Genomic DNA, 19920 nt, shown 5'->3' with positions numbered 1-19920 from the left:
CGGGCATTCTCCCGCAATTCCGCAGGCCTTCATACATCTGTCTGAGATCCAGGGCACGGATGCGTGACAGCTGTCGATGGCTCAGGATCGGAGGGATCCTTAGGTTTCACGGTGGTTCTCCGTGCCGTACCCGAATGGTCGGGATGCGGCCTTCTGCTCGCCTTGTTGTGGAGGTGCCCCGTGCTGGGTCCCGTGATTCTCGCCGCGTCGCGCAGCGACCGGATGCGCCGCTTCGTGTCGGCGGCGCCCGGCACCAAGCAGGTGGTCGCCCGCTTCATCGCAGGTGAGAGCGTCGACCAGGTCATTCCGGTCGTCCAGGACGCCGTCGCCAAGGGGCTGGAAGTCACCCTCGACGTCGTCGGCGAGGACATCACCACCCGCGAGCAGGCCTTCGCGGCCCGGGACGCGTACCTGGAGCTCATCGAGCACCTGAAGGAGCTGGACCTCGGCACCAAGGCCGAGATGTCGGTCAAGCTGTCGATGTTCGGGCAGGCGCTGGAGGGCGGCCACGAGCTGGCCCTCGCCAACGTGCGCCCCGTCGTCGAGGCCGCCGCCGCCATCGGGACCACCGTCACCCTGGACGCCGAGGACCACACCACCCTCGACTCGATGTTCGCCATCCACGAGGAGCTGCGGAAGGACTTCCCGCAGACAGGGTGTGTCATCCAGGCCTACCTGTACCGCACCGAGGCCGACGCCCGCCGCCTCGCCGCGAGCGGCAGCCGCGTCCGCCTGGTGAAGGGCGCCTACAAGGAGCCCGCCGAGGTCGCCTACCAGGACAAGGCCGAGACCGACAAGGCGTACGTCCGTGTCCTGCGCGTCCTCATGGAGGGCGAGGGGTATCCGATGATCGGGTCCCACGACCCGCGCCTCATCTCCATCGCGCAGGAGCTGGCGCGCAAGGCCGGGCGCAAGCTGGACGAGTACGAGTTCCAGATGCTGTACGGCATCCGGAGCGAGGAGCACCTGCGGCTCGCCGCCGAGGGCCACCGTATGCGCGTGTACACCGCGTACGGCACCGACTGGTACGGCTACTTCATGCGCCGCCTGGCCGAGAAGCCGGCCAACCTGCTGTTCTTCGCCCGCAGCATTCTGACCCGAGGTTGAGAGATGGCTGTCACTGGCATTTTCCGCCGGGGGTCCGGCCCGTGGCGCAGCCACTGTCAGCTGCTGCGTCCCCGGGAAAGCACAGCGCCCGCTCGATCCTCACCAAGGGCTGATCCACGGGCCGAGCCCGAACCACCCGCTCATAAAGGAGTTACGGACACCATGGACGCTGTGACCCAGGTCCCCACCCCCGTCAACGAGCCGGTGCACGGCTACGCCCCCGGCTCGCCCGAGCGCGCGCGCCTGGAGGCCAAGCTCAAGGAGCTGGCGGAGAACCCGATCGAGCTGTCGATGACCATCGGCGGCGAGAAGCGGCTCGGCGGCGGTGAGCGTTTCGAGGTCGTGCAGCCGCACAACCACAAGGCCGTCATCGGCACCGGCGCGCACGCCACCCAGCAGGACGCGCAGGACGCGATCGACGCGGCTCTCGCCGCCGCGCCCGCCTGGCGTGCGATGTCCTTCGACGACCGCGCCGCGATCATCCTGCGCGCCGCCGAGCTGCTGGCCGGTCCCTGGCGCGAGACGCTGGCCGCCTCCACCATGCTCGGCCAGTCGAAGACCGCCCAGCAGGCGGAGATCGACTGCCCCTGCGAGCTCGTCGACTTCTGGCGCTTCAACGTCCACTACGCCCGCCAGATCCTCGCCGAGCAGCCGCCGGCGAACTCCCCGGGCGTGTGGAACCGCATGGACCACCGTCCGCTGGAGGGCTTCGTCTACGCGATCACGCCCTTCAACTTCACGGCGATCGCGGGCAACCTGCCCACCGCTCCGGCGCTCATGGGCAACGTCGTCGTGTGGAAGCCGTCCCCGACGCAGACCCACGCCGCCGTGCTGCTGATGCAGCTCCTGGAGGAGGCGGGCCTGCCCAAGGGCGTCATCAACCTCGTCACCGGTGACGGCATCGAGGTCTCCAAGGTCGCCCTGGAGCACCGCGACCTCGCCGGCATCCACTTCACCGGCTCGACCAAGACCTTCCAGTACCTGTGGAAGACGGTCGGCAACAACATCGAGAAGTACCGCTCCTACCCGCGTCTGGTCGGCGAGACCGGCGGCAAGGACTTCGTGGTCGCCCACCCGTCGGCGGACCGCGCGGTCCTCAAGACCGCTCTGACCCGCGGTTCCTTCGAGTACCAGGGCCAGAAGTGCTCGGCGAGCTCCCGCGCCTACGTCCCGGCCTCCATCTGGAACTCCGGTTTCAAGGAGGAGTTCGCGGCCGAGGTCGACTACCTGACCATGGGTGACGTCACCGACCTGTCGAACTTCATCGGCGCGGTCATCGACGAGCGCTCGTTCGCCAAGAACAAGGCGGCCATCGACCGCGCGAAGGCCGACCCGACGTGCACGATCGTCGCGGGCGGCACGTACGACGACTCCGTCGGCTACTTCGTGCGCCCGACCGTCGTCGAGTGCTCGGACCCGGAGAACGAGGTCTTCACGACCGAGTACTTCGGCCCCTTCCTCGCCGTCCACGTCTACGAGGACGACAAGTACGACGAGATGCTGACCCAGATGGAGTCGGCGTCCGACTACGCGCTGACCGGCTCGGTCATCTCGGGCGACCGCGCGGCGGCGGCGTACACGATGGAGAAGCTCCGCTACGCGGCGGGCAACTTCTACATCAACGACAAATCGACCGGCGCCGTCGTCGGCCAGCAGCCCTTCGGCGGCGGCCGTTCCTCCGGCACCAACGACAAGGCGGGCGCCCCGCAGAACCTGATGCGCTGGACGCTGACCCGCGCCATCAAGGAGACCCTGGTCCCGCCGACCGACTACACGTACCCGCACATGGGCTGATCAGCCCTTCCGAACCCGGGCCGGGAAGCCCGACCTCCGAGCGGACTTCCCGGCCCGTCTCCATGTCCGGGCGTCTTCGGACGTCTCCGGGCAGAATCTCCCCATGGCCCTGACGCGAAGCGAGACGGTCGAGACCGACGACGGAGTGCGTCTGTGGGCGCGGCGGTCGGGTGAAGGGCCCCCGCTCGTGCTGTGCCACGGCGGACCCGGTCTGTGGGACATGTTCGAGGACATGGCCGGATCACTGACGGACCGGGCCGCCGTGCACCGCTGGGACCAGCGAGGCTGCGGACGGTCCCAGCCGTACGCCGGGCCCTGGACGAGCGAGCGGTTCGTCGCCGACCTGGAGGCCGTACGCCGGCACTTCGGGCTGGAGCGGATGACACTGCTCGGCCACTCGTGGGGTGCGCAGCTGGTGCTGAGCTACGCGCTGGCCCATGCCGAGCGGGTGAACGCGCTGATCTATGTGAGCGGTACGGGGATCGGGCCCGACTCCGACTGGTTCGGCGACTACAAGGTGAACCTCCTCGCCCGGCTGGGCGAGCGTCCCGAACGCCTGGCCCGCTGGCGCGAGTTGACGGACCGTCCCCTTCGCTCCGAGGCGGCGGAACGGGAGTGTGCGGTGCTGCAGTGGTCCGCCGAGTTCGTGGACCGCGAGCGGGACCTGGAGCATGCCGGGCGGATGGCCGAGCCCTGGTTCGACATCAACACCGAGTGCAACAAGGCCTTCAACGCCGAGCGGAGAGGGACCTGGGGCACCCCGGAGCTGTACGCCGCCTGCCAAAAGCTCGACCTGCCCGTGGTCGTCGTCGACGGGGCGCTCGACATCCGCCCGCGTTCGGCGGTGGACTCACTGGAGCGGGCGCTGCCCCGGGTGCGCCGGGTGATCCTGCCGGAGGCCGGGCACCTGCCGTGGGTCGAGGACCCGAAGGGCTTTCGGGAGGCGGTGACGGCGGCGTTGCGGTGATCCGCCGTCCCTCGCCGTGGCGGGCGCGGCGTTACCCGGCGAACTCCGTCCGCTCCCACCACTCGTACACGGGCAGCCTGCCCTCCGGCGTGTCCGCGTGCCGTGGGGTCGCCCTGAAGTGTTCGTAGCCGGCGCGCCACTCGATCTTCACGTCCGTTCCAGGGGGCGGGACCGGGACGATTCGCTCGGGCAGATCGTCCGGGCCGCCCTCGAGCAGTGCTTTGGTCGTGTCGCTCATGACGACACCGTTCCCCCGGCGGAGTCCGATGTCGCATGCCGCGCGGAGGATCAGTCGTGTGGGCGATCCGCTTCCGAGCCGTCGGCGGTCGTCGTGCACGAACGGCTCCCCTGACCCCGGACGGGGCCAGGGGAGGGGTGGGTCAGTTCTCGCAGGTCGTACGGCCCTCGCGTGCGCGACAGGCGAGCGCCGCGAAGCCGCCGTCCGCCACGACCGGTACGGCCAGCGTGCCGCCGCCCCGGACGACGTGCGTCTCGCGCACCAGCCCCGACGGCCCGTCCGTCAGGGTCTCCACCAGCCAGCGACCGGCGCCCAGCCGCATCGGTACGTCGACCGTGCGGGCCGCGCCCGTGAACGTGCCGCCGATGAACCACCGGCCGTCGGCGGCGCGCCGGGCCAAGGCCGCCGAGCGGCCCGGGTCGCCGGTCAGCAGCCGGGTCTCCTCCCAGCGGGCGGGGAGCTGCTCCAGATAACGGCGGGCCTCGGGCCGCGCGTCGTACGACTCCGGGGTGCCGGAGAGGTTCTGGATCCCTGACTCGTACAGGACGCTCAGGCCCAGCTCACCCGCGTCCGAGGCGACGTTGGGGCGGTAGGGGCGGTGGAAGGCGCCCGGGGTGAAGTCCATGGAGCCGATGACATTGCGGGTGAAGGGGAGCGAGGCCAGCTGCACCGCCGTGTTGTTGCGCTTCTCCTCGCCGCCGACGCCCTCCATCGTCATGACCTGCGGCCAGGTGCGCTGGATGCCCTTGGGGATCGTCGAGCCGTGGAAGTTCACCATGAGATGGTGGCGGGCCGTGGACTCCAGCACGTCGTCGTACCAGCGCATCCGCTCCTGGGACTCCGAGTCCATGAAGTCGATCTTCACTCCCTTGACGCCCCAACGCGACAGCGTGGAAAGCCACTTCTCGCGCTCGACGGGATCGGTCAGCAGGCTGTAGTGCAGCCAGACGTGGATGCCGACGCCCTTGGCCGCCGCGTAGCGCACCAGTTCCGGCATCCAGCTGTCCGTCTGCCACTCGGGATCGATCACGTCCCAGGCGTCCGTCTTGAAGTACCAGCCCGCGTCGACCACTTCGTACGGCCAACCGCGCTCGGCCGCGTAGTCCACGTACTTCTCCTGCGCGGCCAGGCTCTGCCCCGCCTCCTTGCCGCCCGCCAGCCAGGTCCACAGCGCGGGGCCCGGCTTGATCCACGAGGTGTCGCGGACCCGGGACGCCGGGGCGAGGTCGTCGATGAACGTCGACTCGGTGACGGTCGCGAGATCGCCGGTGACGATCGCGCGCCACGGGGTGGTGAGCGCGCCGGTCGTCACGATCGGCTCGTCGTTCCAGAGACTCAGCCCGTACGTCGAGGAGTTCGCGGTGTGCGTCAAGTGGGCGCCCGCGTAGGTGCCGTTGACGTCCGACTCGGCGATCAGGGCGTAGTCGCCGTCGCTGCCGGAGGCGCCGCCCCCGTCGCCACCTCCCCCGTCCGTCCGGAACAGCCCCTGCATCATGTACGCGCCGGCCGGCGCCGACGCCGCGGAGTCGTAGCGGGTGAAGGGGAGCTCGTTGTCGGCGCGGTAGCCGCCGAGGAGGGCGTTCGCGCCGGTGGGGAGGGTGAAGGCGGAGGCCTCGCGCAGCACGTCGCCGTGGTTTCGCGGCAGGACGTAGCGGTAGGCGACGCCGTCGCGGGCGACCCGTGTCACCAGGTCGAGGCGGGCGCCGTCGGCGGTGCGGAAGCGGAAGCGGGCCTCGGTCATGCGGGTGACGCGGTCGCGGGACTTGCCGGTCGGACTGGTGTAGTGCCCGGTGATCGTGCGCTCGGAGCGTCCGGCGAGGGTCAACCCCCGCGAGAAGTCGCTCTGTTCGGTGACCAGGCCGAGGGGGGAGGGTTCCAGGACCGTTCTGCCCTCGCGTCTCACGGCGAGCGTGGGACGCCCGTCCGTCCGGTCGAGTGCGACGACCGCGGTCGGGGAGCCGTGCGGCCCCTTCACCTCCCAGGCGGCCCGCGCCGTGCCCTCGGCGCGGGCGGGGAGCGCCGCCACCGCCGTGGCGAGCAGGGTGGAACAGAGCGTCAACACGATGGTGCGGGCCCGTAACTGGACCGACATCAGGAACCCTCCTTCTCGCAGCCATCTCCTGTATTCATCCGATGATTGTGAGAGTGAGGGTGCGTGATGGGACTGTCAAGGCGTATGACCGCATCAGAGATGGGATCAATTGCTTCGGCCGGTCGGACGGGAGCATGCCGAGACCGTCGCCCTCACCCGGACGCGTCAACGGCGCACCTGACCTCTTCCGCCACCCGCGCCAGCGCCCCCCGTAGCCACCGGTGCGCCGGATCCGTGTCCAGCCGCACGTGCCACGCCTGGCCCGACGGGAACCTCGGCAGGTCCAGCGGAACCTCCAGCACCACCAGCGGCATCCAGCGCTCCGCCTCTCTCGCGACCTCCGCCGGGACGAGTGCCAGGGCGTCGGTGCGCAGGGCGAAGAAGCAGGCCGCGCCGTAGGTGGGGGCGGTGGCCAGGACGTCGCGGCGCAGGCCGAGCCGGGCGAGGTGTTCGTCCACCACGCTGTGCGCCCGGCCGCGCCGTGTGACCGTGATGTGCGGCAGCGCGGCGAACCGCTCAGGCGTCAGCGGCTCACCCGCGAAGTCCGCGCCGGCCCGTGCCACCGCCACCATCCGGTGCTCGTGCAGCGGCGAGGCGCGCACATCGTGCGGCAGCGGGTCGGGCAACTGGCCCACGTCCAGGTCGACATGAGTGCGCAGATCCGCCGGGTCCTCCTCGCCCTCGGGCAGCAGTCGCAGCCGTACGCCGGGTGCCTCCCGGGCCACCTGCGCGAGCAGCGGGGCGCCGAGGGACAGGGCGATCCCGTCGTTCGTGCGGATCCTGAACTCCCTTCGCAGGGAGGAGAGTTCGACGTCGGCCGACGGTCGCAGCGCCGCCACCGCGCCCGCCAGCGCCGCCTGCACCCGAGGCTGCATGTCCCGCGCTCGGGGGGTCAGGGTCAGCCCCCGCCCCGACGGGACGAGGAGCGGGTCGCCGACCACCCGGCGCAGCCGGCCCAGGGTGCGGCTCATCGCCGAGGCGGAGACGTTCAGTTCGGCCGCCGCGCCCGCCACGCTGCCCGCGCGCAGCAGGGCGTCGAGGGCGGGCAGGAGGTTCATGTCGGGGAGGGGGGCGGTCAGTCCGGAGCCGGAGGACGCATGCGCTGAATGCTGCATGGGGCGCAAGGCTACGTGAAGCAATCGGACCTTGTGTGCAGCAATGGGCACCCCGAACCTGGACCCATGACGGATTCTCACCGGCGCGGCACCGCGACCGCGCTCCTCGTCGCGGGCTGCTTCTTCATGGAGATGCTGGACGGCACGATCGTGTCGACCGCGGCTCCGCAGATAGCCCGGGACCTGCACACCGCCCCCGCCTCCGTGGGTCTGGTCATCACCGCCTACCTCGTCACTCTCGCCGTCCTCATCCCCCTCTCCGGCTGGCTCACCGCCCGCTTCGGCCCGCGCCGGGTCTTTCTCACCGCGATCACGGTCTTCACCCTCGCCTCGCTGGCCTGCGCACTCGCCCCGAACCTCGGCGTCCTTGTCGGCACCCGAGTGCTGCAGGGCGCCGGCGGCGCCATGATGGTGCCGGTCGGCCGACTGGTGGTCCTGACCGGCACCCCCAAGCGGGAACTGCCGCGCATGGTCGCGTACATCGTGTGGCCCGGGCTCGTCGCCCCGGTGCTCGCGCCCCTGCTGGGCGGCCTGATCACCACCTACGCCTCCTGGCACTGGATCTTCCTGCTGAACGTGCCCCTCGGAGCCGTCGCCCTCCTCGTCGCGCACCGCCTCATCGCACCGGTCCCGCGGGACGAGACACCTCCGCTGGACCTCGCCGGCACCCTGCTCACCTGCACCGGTCTCGCCGCCCTGACGTGGGCCGCGCACCTGCTCTCCGACCAGGCGGGAGGATCCGCCGCGCAGGTGGTGGTGGTCGGCGCGACCGCCGCCGTGGCGCTCACCGCGGCCGTACGGCATCTGCTGCGCACCCGGCACCCGCTGGTCAACCTCCGCACCCTGGACGTCCGGTCCTTCCGGGCGGCGGCGCTCGACGGCTCGCTCTTCATGGCCGTCGTCGCCGCCCTCCCCTTCCTCCTCCCGCTGCTCTTCCAGGAGGTGTTCGGCTGGAGCGCGGTGAAGTCGGGCGCGGTGGTGCTGTTCGTCTTCGTCGGGAACATCGGGGTCAAGCCCGCGACGACGTATCTGATCAACCGCTTCGGGTTCCGTCCGCTGCTGATCGTCTCCAGCCTCGGGCTCGCGGTCACCACGGGGGCCTGCGCGCTGTTCACCGCCGGGACGCCGGTCGCGGTGATCGCGGTCGTCGCGGTGCTCAGTGGTGTCGCCCGCTCGGTCGGTCTCAGCGGCTACGCGACCATCGCCTTCAGCGAGACCCCGCAGGAGCGCCTGCGTGACGCCAACGCCCTCTTCGCGACCTCCCACCAACTGGCCGCGGGGCTGGGCGTGGCCATCACCGCCGTCGCGCTTCGCGGAGGCGCGGCGCTGACGGACGGGACGCGCTCGGCGTACGCCGTCGCGTTCTTGGTGCTCGGCGTGCTGTGTCTCATTCCGATGGCGGGCGCCCTGCGGCTGCACCCCGCGGCGGGCGATGCCGCGCGAACTGTAGCCCCAGGTCAGGGGCGTGTGACCCAATCCACCGTCTCAGATAGTAGGAAGTCCGAGTAATTGTGGAGACAGATGCTCCATCCTCACTTAGTTTTGTAGGAGCCGAACGTCTCGCTAGACCAAGCGAATGGCGGTCGTGAGCCGGTGCCCCTGGCAGGCAACCCCTGCGGCACCGATCCCCGCCCCGGCGTCTCGTATCCCTTCCTCATCGCACTTCCGGTGGTCCCTTCCGGGCCGCTTTCCGGAGGCAAGGAGTCGATCCATCATGGCCGAGACGACCGTCCGCCGAGTCCGCCACGTGTCCCGCACGAGTGAGTCCGACCGTAAGAACGCGGCCGCCGCCCTCCAGCGCGCCCTCGACCGCAGGGACAACGGCGGCGAGACGGGTCACTGACCCGCCCGCACCACCTTTCGTACCGGGAGCCGCACCCGCACGGGGTGCGACGCGGGGTTCACGCCCCGCGCCGCACCTCGAAGTGGTCGATGCGCCTGCCGCTCTCCGCGAGCGCCGACACCTTGAGCCGGGGCGCCGTGCCCGCCTCCGCCTCCACGGAGAGGAAGGAGAAGCCGGCGTACCGCACCCGGGACCACTCCACCGTCTCCCGCTGCTGGTCCTGAGATTTGGTCCAGTGGAAGCTGCTCACGGGCTCGTGGCGGCCGACGTGCCCCTCGTAGCTGTCCTTCACTCCCGACGGGAAGCCGTACAGATCCTTGCCGCCGCCACCCGCGGTGACGTAGACGATCCCGTCCCGTGTCGGATCCGTCGAGCCGCCCACCGGCACCGAACGGCCCACCGCGCCCTTCTTGATGGCGTCCGTCCGCTCGTACACGTGGTTGTGCCCGTTGATCACCAGATCCACCTGGTGCCTGGCGAAGAGCGGCAGCCACTGCGCGCGCACCCCGCCGTCGGAGGCGTGCGCGGACGTCGAGTAGGCGCAGTGGTGGAAGAAGACCACGATGAAGTCCACCGTCGCCGAGGAGCGCAGCTCGCCCAGCTTCCGGTCCAGCCACTTCGTCTGCCGGCCGCCCGTGTAGCCCTGGTTGGCGGGAATCTCGTACGACACGTCGTTCGCGTCCAGCGCCACGATGCCGACGTTGCCGTAGGTGAAGGAGTAGACACCCGGTGCCGTCCGCGGGTCGAAGCCGCTGTCCGGGAGGGAGAAACGGGCCGCCTGGCCGCCGTACCCGTCCGGCGAGTACCAGGCCTCCATGTCGTGGTTGCCGGTCGTCACCATCCACGGCACCGACTTCGCCACCGGCTCGGTCTGCTTGAGGAACAGGTCCCAGTACCCGGGGTCGAACCCGTCCGACTTCTTGCCCTGTCCCGTCCCGTCCGCGTAGCAGATGTCACCCGCGTGGAGGTGGAAGGCGGGTTGCTGGCGCAGCAGCACCTTGTCGTTGGCGAGCGCGGCCGAGCTGACGCCCTGGTCGCCGAAGGCGGTGAACACGAACTTCCGGGGGCTCGCCGGCGCCGTACGGAAGGAGCCGATGGTCGAGCTGTGCGCCGGTGAGGTCGGGTCGAAGCCGTCGTGGCCGACGCCGTAGTAGTACGTCGTGCCGGGCCGCAGACCGTCCAGGGCCGCGTGCACGTAGTACTGCTCCAGTGCCGGCCGTACGCCCTTGACCCCCGGCGTGTGCAGGGCGCGGACCTCGGCCTCGATCTTCCGGCTCAGCTGCCCGGGATGCGTGCCCACCCGCAGATACGGCCTGCGGACGGCGAGCGGCACCTGCCAGGAGACGCGCATCTGGCTCTTCGGGTCGGCGCCGAAGGCGAGATGGCGGCCGAAGGGGGTGACGACGGAACCGTGCACCTGTCCGGTGACGCTCGCGCCCGTGGCGGAGCCGCGCGTCACCGTCCCCGACGGGGACGAGCAGCCGGCCAGCAGCCCGCCGCCCGCGAACGCGCCCGCCGACACCAGGGCGCGGCGCCGCGTGAGCCTCGTACGCAGGTACTCGTACTGCTCGGCCATGCTCATCCGGCTCGCGAGCTGCTGCGGAATGCCGAAGTCGGGAAGGTCCATGTCGGTGAAGTTCCCAGCACGTCCCAACGCCCGCCGTACTTACGGGTGAACGCACGTCGACGAAACGATCCGCGACACCCCGGCGGTGTCCGGATGGCGGACACCTCGTGTCATTCCATGGGACACGGAGTACGGTGCCTTCATGTCTCGCAGCATCAATCTCGCAGTGATCCCCGGTGACGGCATCGGCCAGGAGGTCGTGGCCCAGGGGCTGAAGGTGCTCTCCGCCGTCCTTCCGCAGGATGTGAAGCTGGAGACCAAGGAGTTCGACTTCGGGGCCAAGCGCTACTACGCAACCGGTGAGACCCTCACCGAGGCCGACCTCGACGCCCTCAAGCAGCACGACGCGATCCTGCTCGGCGCGATCGGTGACCCCTCGGTCCCGTCCGGCGTCCTGGAGCGCGGCTTCCTGCTCAAGCTCCGCTTCGCCTTCGACCACCACGTCAACCTGCGTCCGTCGAAGCTCCTTCCGGGTGTCGCCACCCCGCTGGCCGGCCAGCCGGAGATCGACTTCGTCGTGGTCCGCGAGGGCACCGAGGGCCCGTACACCGGCAACGGCGGCACGATCCGCAAGGGCACCGAGCACGAGGTCGCCACCGAGGTCTCCGTCAACACGGCCTTCGGTGTCGAGCGTGTCGTCCGCGACGCCTTCGCCCGCGCGCAGGCCCGCCCGCGCAAGAAGCTGACGCTGGTCCACAAGAACAACGTGCTGACCTTCGCGGGTCACCTCTGGACGAACGTCTTCAACAAGGTGGCCGAGGAGTTCCCCGAGGTCACCACGGACTACATCCACGTGGACGCCGCGACGATCTACCTCGTCACGGACCCCGCGCGCTTCGACGTGATCGTCACCGACAACCTCTTCGGCGACATCATCACCGACCTCGCCGCGGCCGTCTCCGGCGGCATCGGCGTCGCCGCGAGCGGGAACATCAACCCCTCCGGCGAGTTCCCCTCGATGTTCGAGCCCGTGCACGGCTCGGCGCCCGACATCGCGGGCCAGGGCAAGGCCGACCCCAGCGCCACCGTCCTGTCCGTCGCCCTCCTGCTGCGCCACCTCGGCTACGAGGCCGAGGCCGCCCGCATCGAGGACGCCGTCTCGGCCGACCTCGCCGAGCGCGTGGGCAAGCCCGCCCGCAGCACCGAGGAAATCGGCGACGCGCTCGCCGTACGAGTAGCCGGCTGACCCGCCGCGCCACTTACATCTCGTAGGAGCCGCCGGGTCGCATCCGCGCCCGGCGGCTTTTCCTATGCCCTCGCCGGGTGCCACCATCAACCCCTGGGCAACCCCCGGGCCGTGTTCACCCCGTTTCGTCCATGGCTGCGCGCACGCAATAATCGAACGCGGAGCCGCGGAATGAGGGAATGCTCGGACGTCCTAGCACTGGCCACTGGCAGTACAGGCGTGAGCGCGGCCCGTCACACACAACCGGTGAAGGACAACCACATGACGACGCCCACGATCGAGCTCAAGCCCTCTTCGCAGCCCCGCTCCGCGGCGGAGCGCGAGGCGATCCTCGCCAACCCCGGGTTCGGCCGCCACTTCACCGACCACATGGTGACGATCAAGTGGACCGAGGGCCGTGGCTGGCACGACGGCCAGCTCGTTCCGTACGGCCCGCTCTCCCTCGACCCCGCGAACATGACCCTGCACTACGCGCAGGAGATCTTCGAGGGCCTCAAGGCCTACCGCCAGCCCGACGGCTCCGTCGCCACCTTCCGCCCGGACAAGAACGCCCGGCGCTTCCAGGCCTCCGCCCGTCGGCTGGGCATGCCGGAGCTGCCCGTGGAGACGTTCATCGAGGCCTGTGACGTGCTGGTCCAGCAGGACCTCGACTGGGTCCCGACGCACGGCGGCGAGGAGTCGCTCTATCTGCGCCCGTTCATGATCGCGACCGAGGTCGGCCTGGGGGTGAAGCCCGCCAACGAGTACCTCTTCCTCGTCATCGCGTCCCCCGCGGGCGCGTACTTCCCGGGCGGCGTCAAGCCCGTCTCCATCTGGGTCTCCGAGGACCACGTCCGCGCCGTGCCCGGCGGCATGGGCGACGCGAAGACCGGCGGCAACTACGCGGCCTCCCTCCTCGCCCAGGCCGAGGCCGCGGCGAAGGGCTGCGCCCAGGTCTGCTACCTCGACGCGGTCGAGCACAAGTGGATCGAGGAGCTCGGCGGCATGAACCTGTACTTCGTGTACGGGGACAAGATCATCACGCCGTCCCTCACCGGCTCCATCCTGGAAGGCGTCACCCGCGACTCCCTCCTCACCGTCGCCCGCGACCTCGGCTACACCTCCGAGGAGGGCCGCGTCTCCATCGACCAGTGGCAGCGCGACGCGGAGAACGGCACCCTGACCGAGGTCTTCGCCTGCGGCACGGCCGCGGTCATCACCCCCGTCGGCACGGTCAAGCGCACCGGCACCGAGTGGCTGCAGTCCGGCGGCGAGCCCGGCGAGGTCACCCTGAAGCTGCGCGAGGCGCTCCTCGACATCCAGCGCGGCATCAGCGAGGACAAGCACGGCTGGATGCACCCGCTGGGCTAGAGGCACCTCTCGCCCCCCTGGCCCCCCCTCGCGCCCGTCGACCTCCGGTCACGCACGTCTCCCGTCTCCCACCGGTCCCCGCCTCCCCGACAGGGGTGCGGGGGCCGGTGGTTCGTTCGACGCGTAGCGGCTCTGTGACACGGGTATCCACAGATTCCACGGGGGGAGCGTGCCGCCCTCCCGTGTGCCCGCACGGCCACGGAGGGAGCGCAGGTGAGCGCAGGGTCGCCGATACCACGACTGCGCTGGCTGCTGCGCACCCTCCGTACCCCGCGCCGTCCCCAGAGCCTCACGGTCCTCGTCCTGCTGGCCGCCGTCGCCGCACTCCTCCTGTGGAGCAGCTCGCGGATGGACAACTACGAGGAGAACCTCACCCTCAACCTCGGCACCGACATCGTCGGCGTCGTCGTCACCGTCTTCGTGATCGGCCCGCTGATCAGCCGCGCCCAGGAGGGCCGGGTCCGCGAGCACACCCGGCTGGACTACGAGTGGTTCAGCGCCCAGGTCTACGGCTCGACCTCGAACGTCAAGGTCCTCGACACCTTCTCCAGCGTCTTCGGCCCGCAGTTCTCCGAGCGCCTCTTCCGTGGCATCAAGGCGGCCACCGGGCACGGCGCCCGCGTGCAGATCCTGCTCCTCGACCCCGACTCGCTCGCGGTCATCCTGCGCGGCCGTGAACTGGGCGAGCAGAGCGCCGACATCCGCCGCGACATCATGCGCAACCTGAGGACCCTGGACCGCTTCGCGCTCCGCCTCGACGAGAACTGCCGCCACCTCCTCGAAGTGCGCCTCTGCTCCACGTCCCCCGGCGTGACCCTCTACCGCTGGGACGACCGCTCCCTCGTCTCCTTCCTCACCGTCGGCCGCCTCTCCGGCGAGGGCGTCCAGCTCGAGGTCGCCGTCCGCTCCCCGCTCGGCGCCTTCGTCGAACAACGCTTCGACGAACTGTGGCAGCAGAGCAAGCCGATGGAGCGCTTCACCCATCTGCCGCTGACCCTGGTCGACGCGACCGACGGCCGCCGGGAGTTCAGCTGCCGCTTCGTCTACGCGGACGACTGTCTGTACGTCGCCGGGCACGACCTCGTGTCGTACATGGCCCGTCACCGCCTCGACCAACTCTCCGCGTACAGCCAGGCCTTGGGCGTGCGGGACGCGCACGAACTGATCGTCGTCGACGACGAAAGTGAGCTGCACGGGCTGCTCATGCAGCACTTCGCGGAGAAGTACGATGCGTCGGCGGCCGCCTTCGTCGAGTTGCGGCCGCCGGTTCTGGTCACGGAATAGAGGCCCCGGCACCTATGAGTTCAGCGCTCCACCCCGCTCCGCACACGAGCCCCCGGTCTCCGCACACGAGCCCCCGCTTTCGCGCCTTCACGCCCCGTGACCTGGACGGCCTGCTGAGGCGCGTGTCCCTGCCCCCCGCCGAGCGACTCGCCCTGCGGGCCGTGGCGGCCGTCCTGCCGTTCCGTACGAACACCTACGTGGTCGACGAGTTGATCGACTGGGCGGCCGTGCCCGACGACCCGATCTTCCGGCTGACGTTCCCGCAGGCCGAGATGTTGCCCGAGCCCGACCTCAAGCAGATGGCGGACCTGCTCGCCCAGGACGCCCCGAAGGCCGACGTCCTGCGCGCGGCCCACGAGATCCGGATGAAGCTCAACCCGCACCCCTCCGGCCAGCTCGACGCCAACGTTCCCGTGCACGAGGGGCAGCGGCTCACCGGCCTCCAGCACAAGTACCCGGAAACGGTGCTGATCTTCCCGCGCCAGGGCCAGACCTGCCACGCGTACTGCACGTACTGCTTCCGTTGGCCCCAGTTCGTCGGCGAGTCCGACCTGCGCATCGCGACCGACGACATCGCCGCCACGTCCGCCTATCTGCGTGCCCATCCGGAGGTCACCAGCGCGCTCATCACAGGCGGCGACCCGATGGTGATGAGCACCGAGGTGCTGCGCCGCTACGTCGAACCGCTCCTGGAGATCGAGTCCCTCCAGTCGATCCGCATCGGCACCAAGTCGCTCGCCTTCTGGCCGTACCGTTTCCTCACCGACCGCGACGCCGACGAAGTGCTGCGCCTGTTCGAGAAGGTCGTCGCGAGCGGCCGCCACCTCGCGCTGATGGCCCACTTCACCCATCCCCAGGAGCTGCGGCCCCCGGTGGTGCGCGAGGCGATGCGCCGGGTGCGCGACACGGGTGCCGTGATCCGCTGCCAGGGCCCGCTGGTCAAGGGGATCAACGACAGCGCCGAGGCGTGGGCCGGGCTGTGGAACGAGACGACCGCGCTGGGGGCGGTGCCGTACTACCAGTTCGTGGAGCGGGACACCGGTCCGCAGGGCTACTTCGGGGTGCCGCTCGCCCGCGGTCACCAGATCTTCCGCGACGCCTACGCCCGGGTGTCCGGCCTCGCGCGGACCGTGCGCGGCCCGATCATGTCGGCGATGCCCGGCAAGGTGTGCGTGGACGGGATCACGGAGGTGGCCGGCGAGAAGGTCTTCGTGCTCCACCTCATCCAGGCCCGCGACCCGGAGCTGGTGGGCCGCCCGTTCCTCGCCGCGTACGACGAGCACGCCACCTGGTTCACCGACCTAAAGCCCGCTTTCGGCGCGAGCCGGTTCCTGCCCGGCCTCGACCCGGTGTGACTCCGGCTTCGGAGACAGCGCCAGACAGACGAGGCCGCCGACCAGGCCCGACAGGACGAAACTGCAGTCCACTCCACCGGTGAGGGACAGCAGTGGCCCCTGGTACGACGGCAGTGACACGGCGAGGAGGCCGACGAACGCGCCCAGCGCCCATGCCACCGTCGCCTGGACGTTCCAGCCCGCGCGGTACCAGTAGATTCCGCCCCGGGCGCGGCGGTTGAAGACCTGGAGGGCGTCCGGGTCGTAGATTCCGCGGCAGCGGGCGAAGCCGATGAGGGTGATGACCGCCCACGGGGTGCCGATGGCGGTCAGCAGGAGCACGAAGGACGTCATCGCGGACTGCGCGTTCCAGGCGTAGTGGCCGACGAAGACACAGACGGTGGCGACGACGGCGACCGTGAACGTGGCCCGGGCGCGCGAGGCCTTCGGCAGGATCGCGTCCAGGTCCAGGCCCATGGAGTAGAGCATCAGGCCCGCGTTGCCGACCGACCCGGCGGACGCGGCGAGCAGCAGCGGGACCAGGTACCAGGTGGGGGAGGCGGAGACCAGCGGCCCCGCGTAGTCGAGGGCCGCGCGGGCCGCGTACGCCGTGAAGGTGCCGAAGAGCTGGGGGACCAGCAGCCCGGCGATCAGGCCCAGCCAGGTGGCGTGCAGGACCGTACGGGAGGAGTGCCGTGAGGGGGAGATGTAGCGCGTGTAGTCGCCCAGCAGGGTGATGAACGCGATCGGTCCGGACAGGCCCGCCGCGACCGCCGCCAGCAGCCAGGTCGGCCAGAACGAGCCCAGCAGATAGCCGCCGGTCTCCGGCAGCGCGGCGGTGGTGAAGTGCGGCGCGTAGGCGAGCACGCCGAGCGCGAGGAGCGCGGTCATGCCGACCGCGAGGACCCGGGACATCGTGAGCAGCACCCGGTAGCCGTACACCGCGCCCGCGACGGTGGCGGCGGCGAGGACGGCGTAGACGACGGCGTACGACAGTCCGTTCGCCGGCAGCCCGAACAGCCGGCCCAGCACGCTCACCATCACATCGCCGCCGATCCAGACGGTCAGCGCGGTGTAGCCGAGGGCGAGCAGCAGTCCGACGACCGAGCCGACCAGCCGTCCGCGCACGCCGAACTGGGCGCCGGAGGAGGTGGAGAGGTTCGTCGCGGTGCGCAGGGACACCAGCGCGAGCGGCGCGGTGAGCGCCGTGCCGATCACCGTGCCCGCCACGATCGCGCTCACCGACGACCACCAGTCGAGCCCGAAGGACGGCGGCAGCCAGCCGAAGATGATCACGCCCAGACAGAGGTTCGACCCCAGCAGGATCGAGACGAGGTCCTTGGGACCGCTGGTGCGTTCCTCGTCCGGGATGGTGTCGACTCCGCGCTGTTCGATCGGCATGGCTGGTCTCCTTCGACGGCCGCCCGAGAGTTAGAGCGACGTTCAATGTCTGTGACCAGATTCCGGATGTCAATCTTTCCGTTCCATGAATCTACGTTTAGAGTGGTGCTCTAAATCGAGGAAGGCAAGGAGGTGCCCGGACATGAGACTGACCCCCACGGAACGTGACCGGCTGCTGCTCTTCGGGGCCGCGGAGCTGGCCCGTGCCCGCCGCGCCCGGGGCCTCAGGCTGAACGTCCCCGAGGCGACCGCCCTCATCGCGGACACCGTCTGCGAGGCGGCCCGGGACGGGCGCCGGCTCGCCGAGGCGATCGCGGCGGCCCGCGCGGTGCTCGGCCCGGACGACGTCCTGCCGGGCGTCGCCGATGTCGTCACCGAGGTGCACGTCGAGGCCGTCTTCGACGACGGGTCCCGGCTCGCGGTCGTCGGCGACCCCATCGGGGGAGGGCTGGGGGAGCGGGCGCCGGGCGCACTGCTGCCGGGGCCGGAGCACGCCGAGCCCGCCGCGGTCGTGCGGCTGACGGTCACCAACACCGCGACCGTGCCCGTCTCAGTGACCTCGCACTTCCACTTCTTCGAGGCCAACCCGCGGCTGGACTTCGCGCGGGCGACGGCCTACGGGATGCGGCTCGCGGTCCCGGCCGGGTCCTCCGTGCGCTTCGGACCGGGCGAGAGCGCCGAGGTCGGGCTGCTGCCCATCAGCGGTGAACGGATCGCCATCGGCTTCGCGGGACTGGTCGACGGGCCGCTGGACGCGCCCGGAGCCAGGGAGGAGGCCCTGCGCAGGGCCGCCGCCTGCGGGTACCTCGGAGTCGGGGACGCCGGGGCCGCCGGAGACGGCGGGGACTCCGGAGACGGCGGGGACTCCGGGGAGACCGGGGAAACGCAGGGAGCTGAGTCGCGATGAATCCATACGAGTACGCCGCCACCCACGGCCCCCGCGCCGGCGATCGCGTCCGCCTCGGCGACTCCGGGCTGACCATCCGCGTCGAGTCCGACGCCCAGCGCCACGGTGACGAGTTCCTCGCCGGCTTCGGCAAGACCGCCCGCGACGGACTGCACCTCAAGGCCGCCGCCGTCCGCGATACCTGTGACGTCGTCATCAGCAACGTGGTGGTGATCGACGCGGTCCAAGGGATCCGCAAGGTCTCCATCGGCATCCGCGAGGGGCGGATCTGCTCGATCGGGCGGGCCGGGAACCCCGACACCCTCGACGGGGTCGACGTGGTGGTCGGTACGGGCACGTCGATCGTCTCGGGCGAGGGCCTCATCGCCACCGCCGGAGCCGTCGACACCCACGTCCACCTGCTGTCGCCGCGCATCATGGAGGCCTCGCTCGCCTCCGGCGTCACCACGATCATCGGCCAGGAGTTCGGGCCCGTGTGGGGCGTCGGCGTCAACTCGCCCTGGGCGCTGCGCCACGCCTTCAACGCCTTCGACGCCTGGCCGGTCAACATCGGCTTCCTGGGCCGGGGTTCGTCCTCCGACGCCGCCCCCCTCGTCGAGGCCCTGGCCGAGGGGGGCGCGAGCGGCTTCAAGGTGCACGAGGACATGGGCGCCCACACCCGCGCCCTCGACACCGCGCTGCGCGTCGCCGAGGAGCACGACGTCCAGGTCGCCCTCCACAGCGACGGGCTGAACGAATGCCTGTCGGTCGAGGACACCCTGCGCGTCCTCGAAGGCCGGACCATCCACGCCTTCCACATCGAGGGCTGCGGCGGCGGACACGTGCCGAACGTCCTGAAGATGGCGGGGGTCCCGAACGTCATCGGCTCCTCCACCAACCCCACCCTGCCCTTCGGCCGGGACGCGGTCGCCGAGCACTACGGCATGATCGTCTCCGTCCACGACCTGAAGACCGACCTGCCCGGCGACGCGGCCATGGCCCGCGACCGGATCCGCGCCGGGACCATGGGCGCCGAGGACGTGCTGCACGACCTGGGCGCGATCGGGATCACCTCCTCGGACGCGCAGGGCATGGGGCGCGCGGGCGAGACCGTACGCCGCACCTTCGCGATGGCCGGAAAGATGAAGGCCGAGCGCGGCGCCCCGACGGACGTGGACCACGACAACGAGCGCGTCCTGCGCTACATGGCCAAGCTCACCATCAACCCCGCCATCGCGCACGGACTCGCCCACGAGGTCGGCTCGATCGAGGTCGGCAAGCTCGCCGACATCGTCCTGTGGCGCCCGGAGTTCTTCGGCGCCAAGCCGCAGCTCGTCCTCAAGTCCGGCTTCCCGGCGTACGGCGTCGTCGGCGACCCGAACGCCGCCACCGACACCTGCGAACCCCTCGTCCTGGGGCCGCAGTTCGGGGCGCACGGCGCGACGCCCGCCGAGATCTCGGTCGCCTTCGTCGCCCAGGCCGCCCTCGACCAGGGCAACGACCTCATGCCGACGCGCCGGCGCCGGGTCGCCGTGCGCGGCACCCGCGGGATCGGCCCCGCCGACCTGCGCCTCAACTCCCGTACCGGATCCGTCGACGTCGACCAGCGCACCGGCCTGGTCACCCTCGACGGTGACCCGCTGCGCTCCGAGCCCGCCGACTCGGTCTCCCTCAACCGCCTCTACTTCCTCTGATG

16 protein-coding genes are annotated in these 19920 nt (G+C 70.6%); 11 read left to right on the top strand and 5 right to left on the bottom strand.

Translation table 11 applies throughout. The features are described 5' to 3' along the window. The first annotated feature begins 180 nt into the window (after nt 1-180). The 3 genes from OG568_RS17620 (at nt 181) to OG568_RS17610 (ending at nt 3868) form a co-directional block, all read left to right on the top strand. Nucleotides 181-1107 (top strand): proline dehydrogenase family protein, encoded by a 927-nt coding sequence (locus OG568_RS17620; RefSeq protein WP_329532275.1) that lies wholly within the window; start codon nt 181-183, stop codon nt 1105-1107. 162 nt (nt 1108-1269) lie between these two features. Further along, nucleotides 1270-2901, top strand: coding sequence for an L-glutamate gamma-semialdehyde dehydrogenase (gene pruA, locus OG568_RS17615; RefSeq protein ID WP_329532274.1), 1632 nt, complete (start codon nt 1270-1272; stop codon nt 2899-2901). 103 nt (nt 2902-3004) lie between these two features. After that, entirely contained in the window at nt 3005-3868 is an 864-nt protein-coding gene (locus OG568_RS17610; protein ID WP_329532273.1) for an alpha/beta fold hydrolase, read from the top strand. Nucleotides 3869-3899: 31 nt separating this feature from the next. Here OG568_RS17610 and OG568_RS17605 read toward each other — a convergent pair whose 3' ends face one another. The 3 genes from OG568_RS17605 to OG568_RS17595 all read right to left on the bottom strand — a co-directional run bounded on the left by OG568_RS17605 (nt 3900) and on the right by OG568_RS17595 (nt 7313). Further along, nucleotides 3900-4106 (bottom strand): DUF5988 family protein, encoded by a 207-nt coding sequence (locus OG568_RS17605; protein ID WP_266431070.1) that lies wholly within the window; start codon nt 4104-4106, stop codon nt 3900-3902. 142 nt (nt 4107-4248) lie between these two features. Continuing rightward, nucleotides 4249-6198 carry a glycoside hydrolase family 97 catalytic domain-containing protein gene (locus OG568_RS17600; protein WP_329532272.1) on the bottom strand — a complete coding sequence of 650 codons (1950 nt, stop codon included), beginning with the start codon at nt 6196-6198 and terminating at the stop codon, nt 4249-4251. A 152-nt stretch (nt 6199-6350) separates the two neighbouring features. Beyond that, nucleotides 6351-7313 carry a LysR family transcriptional regulator gene (locus OG568_RS17595; RefSeq protein ID WP_329532271.1) on the bottom strand — a complete coding sequence of 321 codons (963 nt, stop codon included), beginning with the start codon at nt 7311-7313 and terminating at the stop codon, nt 6351-6353. A gap of 66 nt (nt 7314-7379) precedes the next feature. Between OG568_RS17595 and OG568_RS17590 the strand changes: the two genes are divergently transcribed. Together OG568_RS17590 and OG568_RS17585 are read left to right on the top strand one after the other, a co-directional pair. Further along, nucleotides 7380-8822 (top strand): DHA2 family efflux MFS transporter permease subunit, encoded by a 1443-nt coding sequence (locus tag OG568_RS17590; protein ID WP_329532270.1) that lies wholly within the window; start codon nt 7380-7382, stop codon nt 8820-8822. A 205-nt stretch (nt 8823-9027) separates the two neighbouring features. Further along, nucleotides 9028-9156 (top strand): hypothetical protein, encoded by a 129-nt coding sequence (locus tag OG568_RS17585; protein WP_097286358.1) that lies wholly within the window; start codon nt 9028-9030, stop codon nt 9154-9156. Nucleotides 9157-9214: 58 nt separating this feature from the next. Here OG568_RS17585 and OG568_RS17580 read toward each other — a convergent pair whose 3' ends face one another. Next, nucleotides 9215-10783: a purple acid phosphatase family protein gene (locus OG568_RS17580; protein ID WP_329532269.1), complete on the bottom strand. Its 1569-nt coding sequence runs from the start codon at nt 10781-10783 to the stop codon at nt 9215-9217. A gap of 142 nt (nt 10784-10925) precedes the next feature. On the opposite strand from OG568_RS17580, the gene OG568_RS17575 reads away from it, so the two are divergent. From OG568_RS17575 to OG568_RS17560, 4 genes are all read left to right on the top strand, one after another. Next, nucleotides 10926-11969 carry a 3-isopropylmalate dehydrogenase gene (locus tag OG568_RS17575; protein WP_329532268.1) on the top strand — a complete coding sequence of 348 codons (1044 nt, stop codon included), beginning with the start codon at nt 10926-10928 and terminating at the stop codon, nt 11967-11969. 261 nt (nt 11970-12230) lie between these two features. Further along, nucleotides 12231-13319, top strand: a complete 1089-nt coding sequence (locus OG568_RS17570) for a branched-chain amino acid aminotransferase (protein ID WP_329532267.1) — start codon at nt 12231-12233, stop codon at nt 13317-13319. A 213-nt stretch (nt 13320-13532) separates the two neighbouring features. Then, complete coding sequence (locus tag OG568_RS17565) at nt 13533-14603, top strand: hypothetical protein (RefSeq protein ID WP_329532266.1); 1071 nt, start codon at nt 13533-13535, stop codon at nt 14601-14603. 122 nt (nt 14604-14725) lie between these two features. Beyond that, nucleotides 14726-15958 (top strand): KamA family radical SAM protein, encoded by a 1233-nt coding sequence (locus OG568_RS17560; RefSeq protein ID WP_329532265.1) that lies wholly within the window; start codon nt 14726-14728, stop codon nt 15956-15958. Here the strand turns inward: OG568_RS17560 and OG568_RS17555 are convergent. Continuing rightward, nucleotides 15905-17338 (bottom strand): cytosine permease, encoded by a 1434-nt coding sequence (locus OG568_RS17555; protein ID WP_329532264.1) that lies wholly within the window; start codon nt 17336-17338, stop codon nt 15905-15907. The genes OG568_RS17560 and OG568_RS17555 overlap by 54 nt on opposite strands. Before the next feature lie 142 nt (nt 17339-17480). Here OG568_RS17555 and ureA point away from each other — a divergent pair, with 142 nt between their 5' ends. Further along, nucleotides 17481-18245, top strand: coding sequence for an urease subunit gamma (gene ureA / locus OG568_RS17550; RefSeq protein ID WP_329532263.1), 765 nt, complete (start codon nt 17481-17483; stop codon nt 18243-18245). Continuing rightward, entirely contained in the window at nt 18242-19918 is a 1677-nt protein-coding gene (locus OG568_RS17545) for an urease subunit alpha (protein ID WP_266690799.1), read from the top strand. Before ureA ends, OG568_RS17545 begins: the two co-directional genes overlap by 4 nt. Nucleotides 19919-19920 lie beyond the last annotated feature (2 nt).

Source organism: Streptomyces sp. NBC_01450, from assembly GCF_036227505.1.
GTDB lineage: Bacteria > Actinomycetota > Actinomycetes > Streptomycetales > Streptomycetaceae > Streptomyces.
The sequence above is the reverse complement of the archived record's forward strand: the minus strand, read 5'-3'. Positions and strand labels throughout refer to the sequence as shown.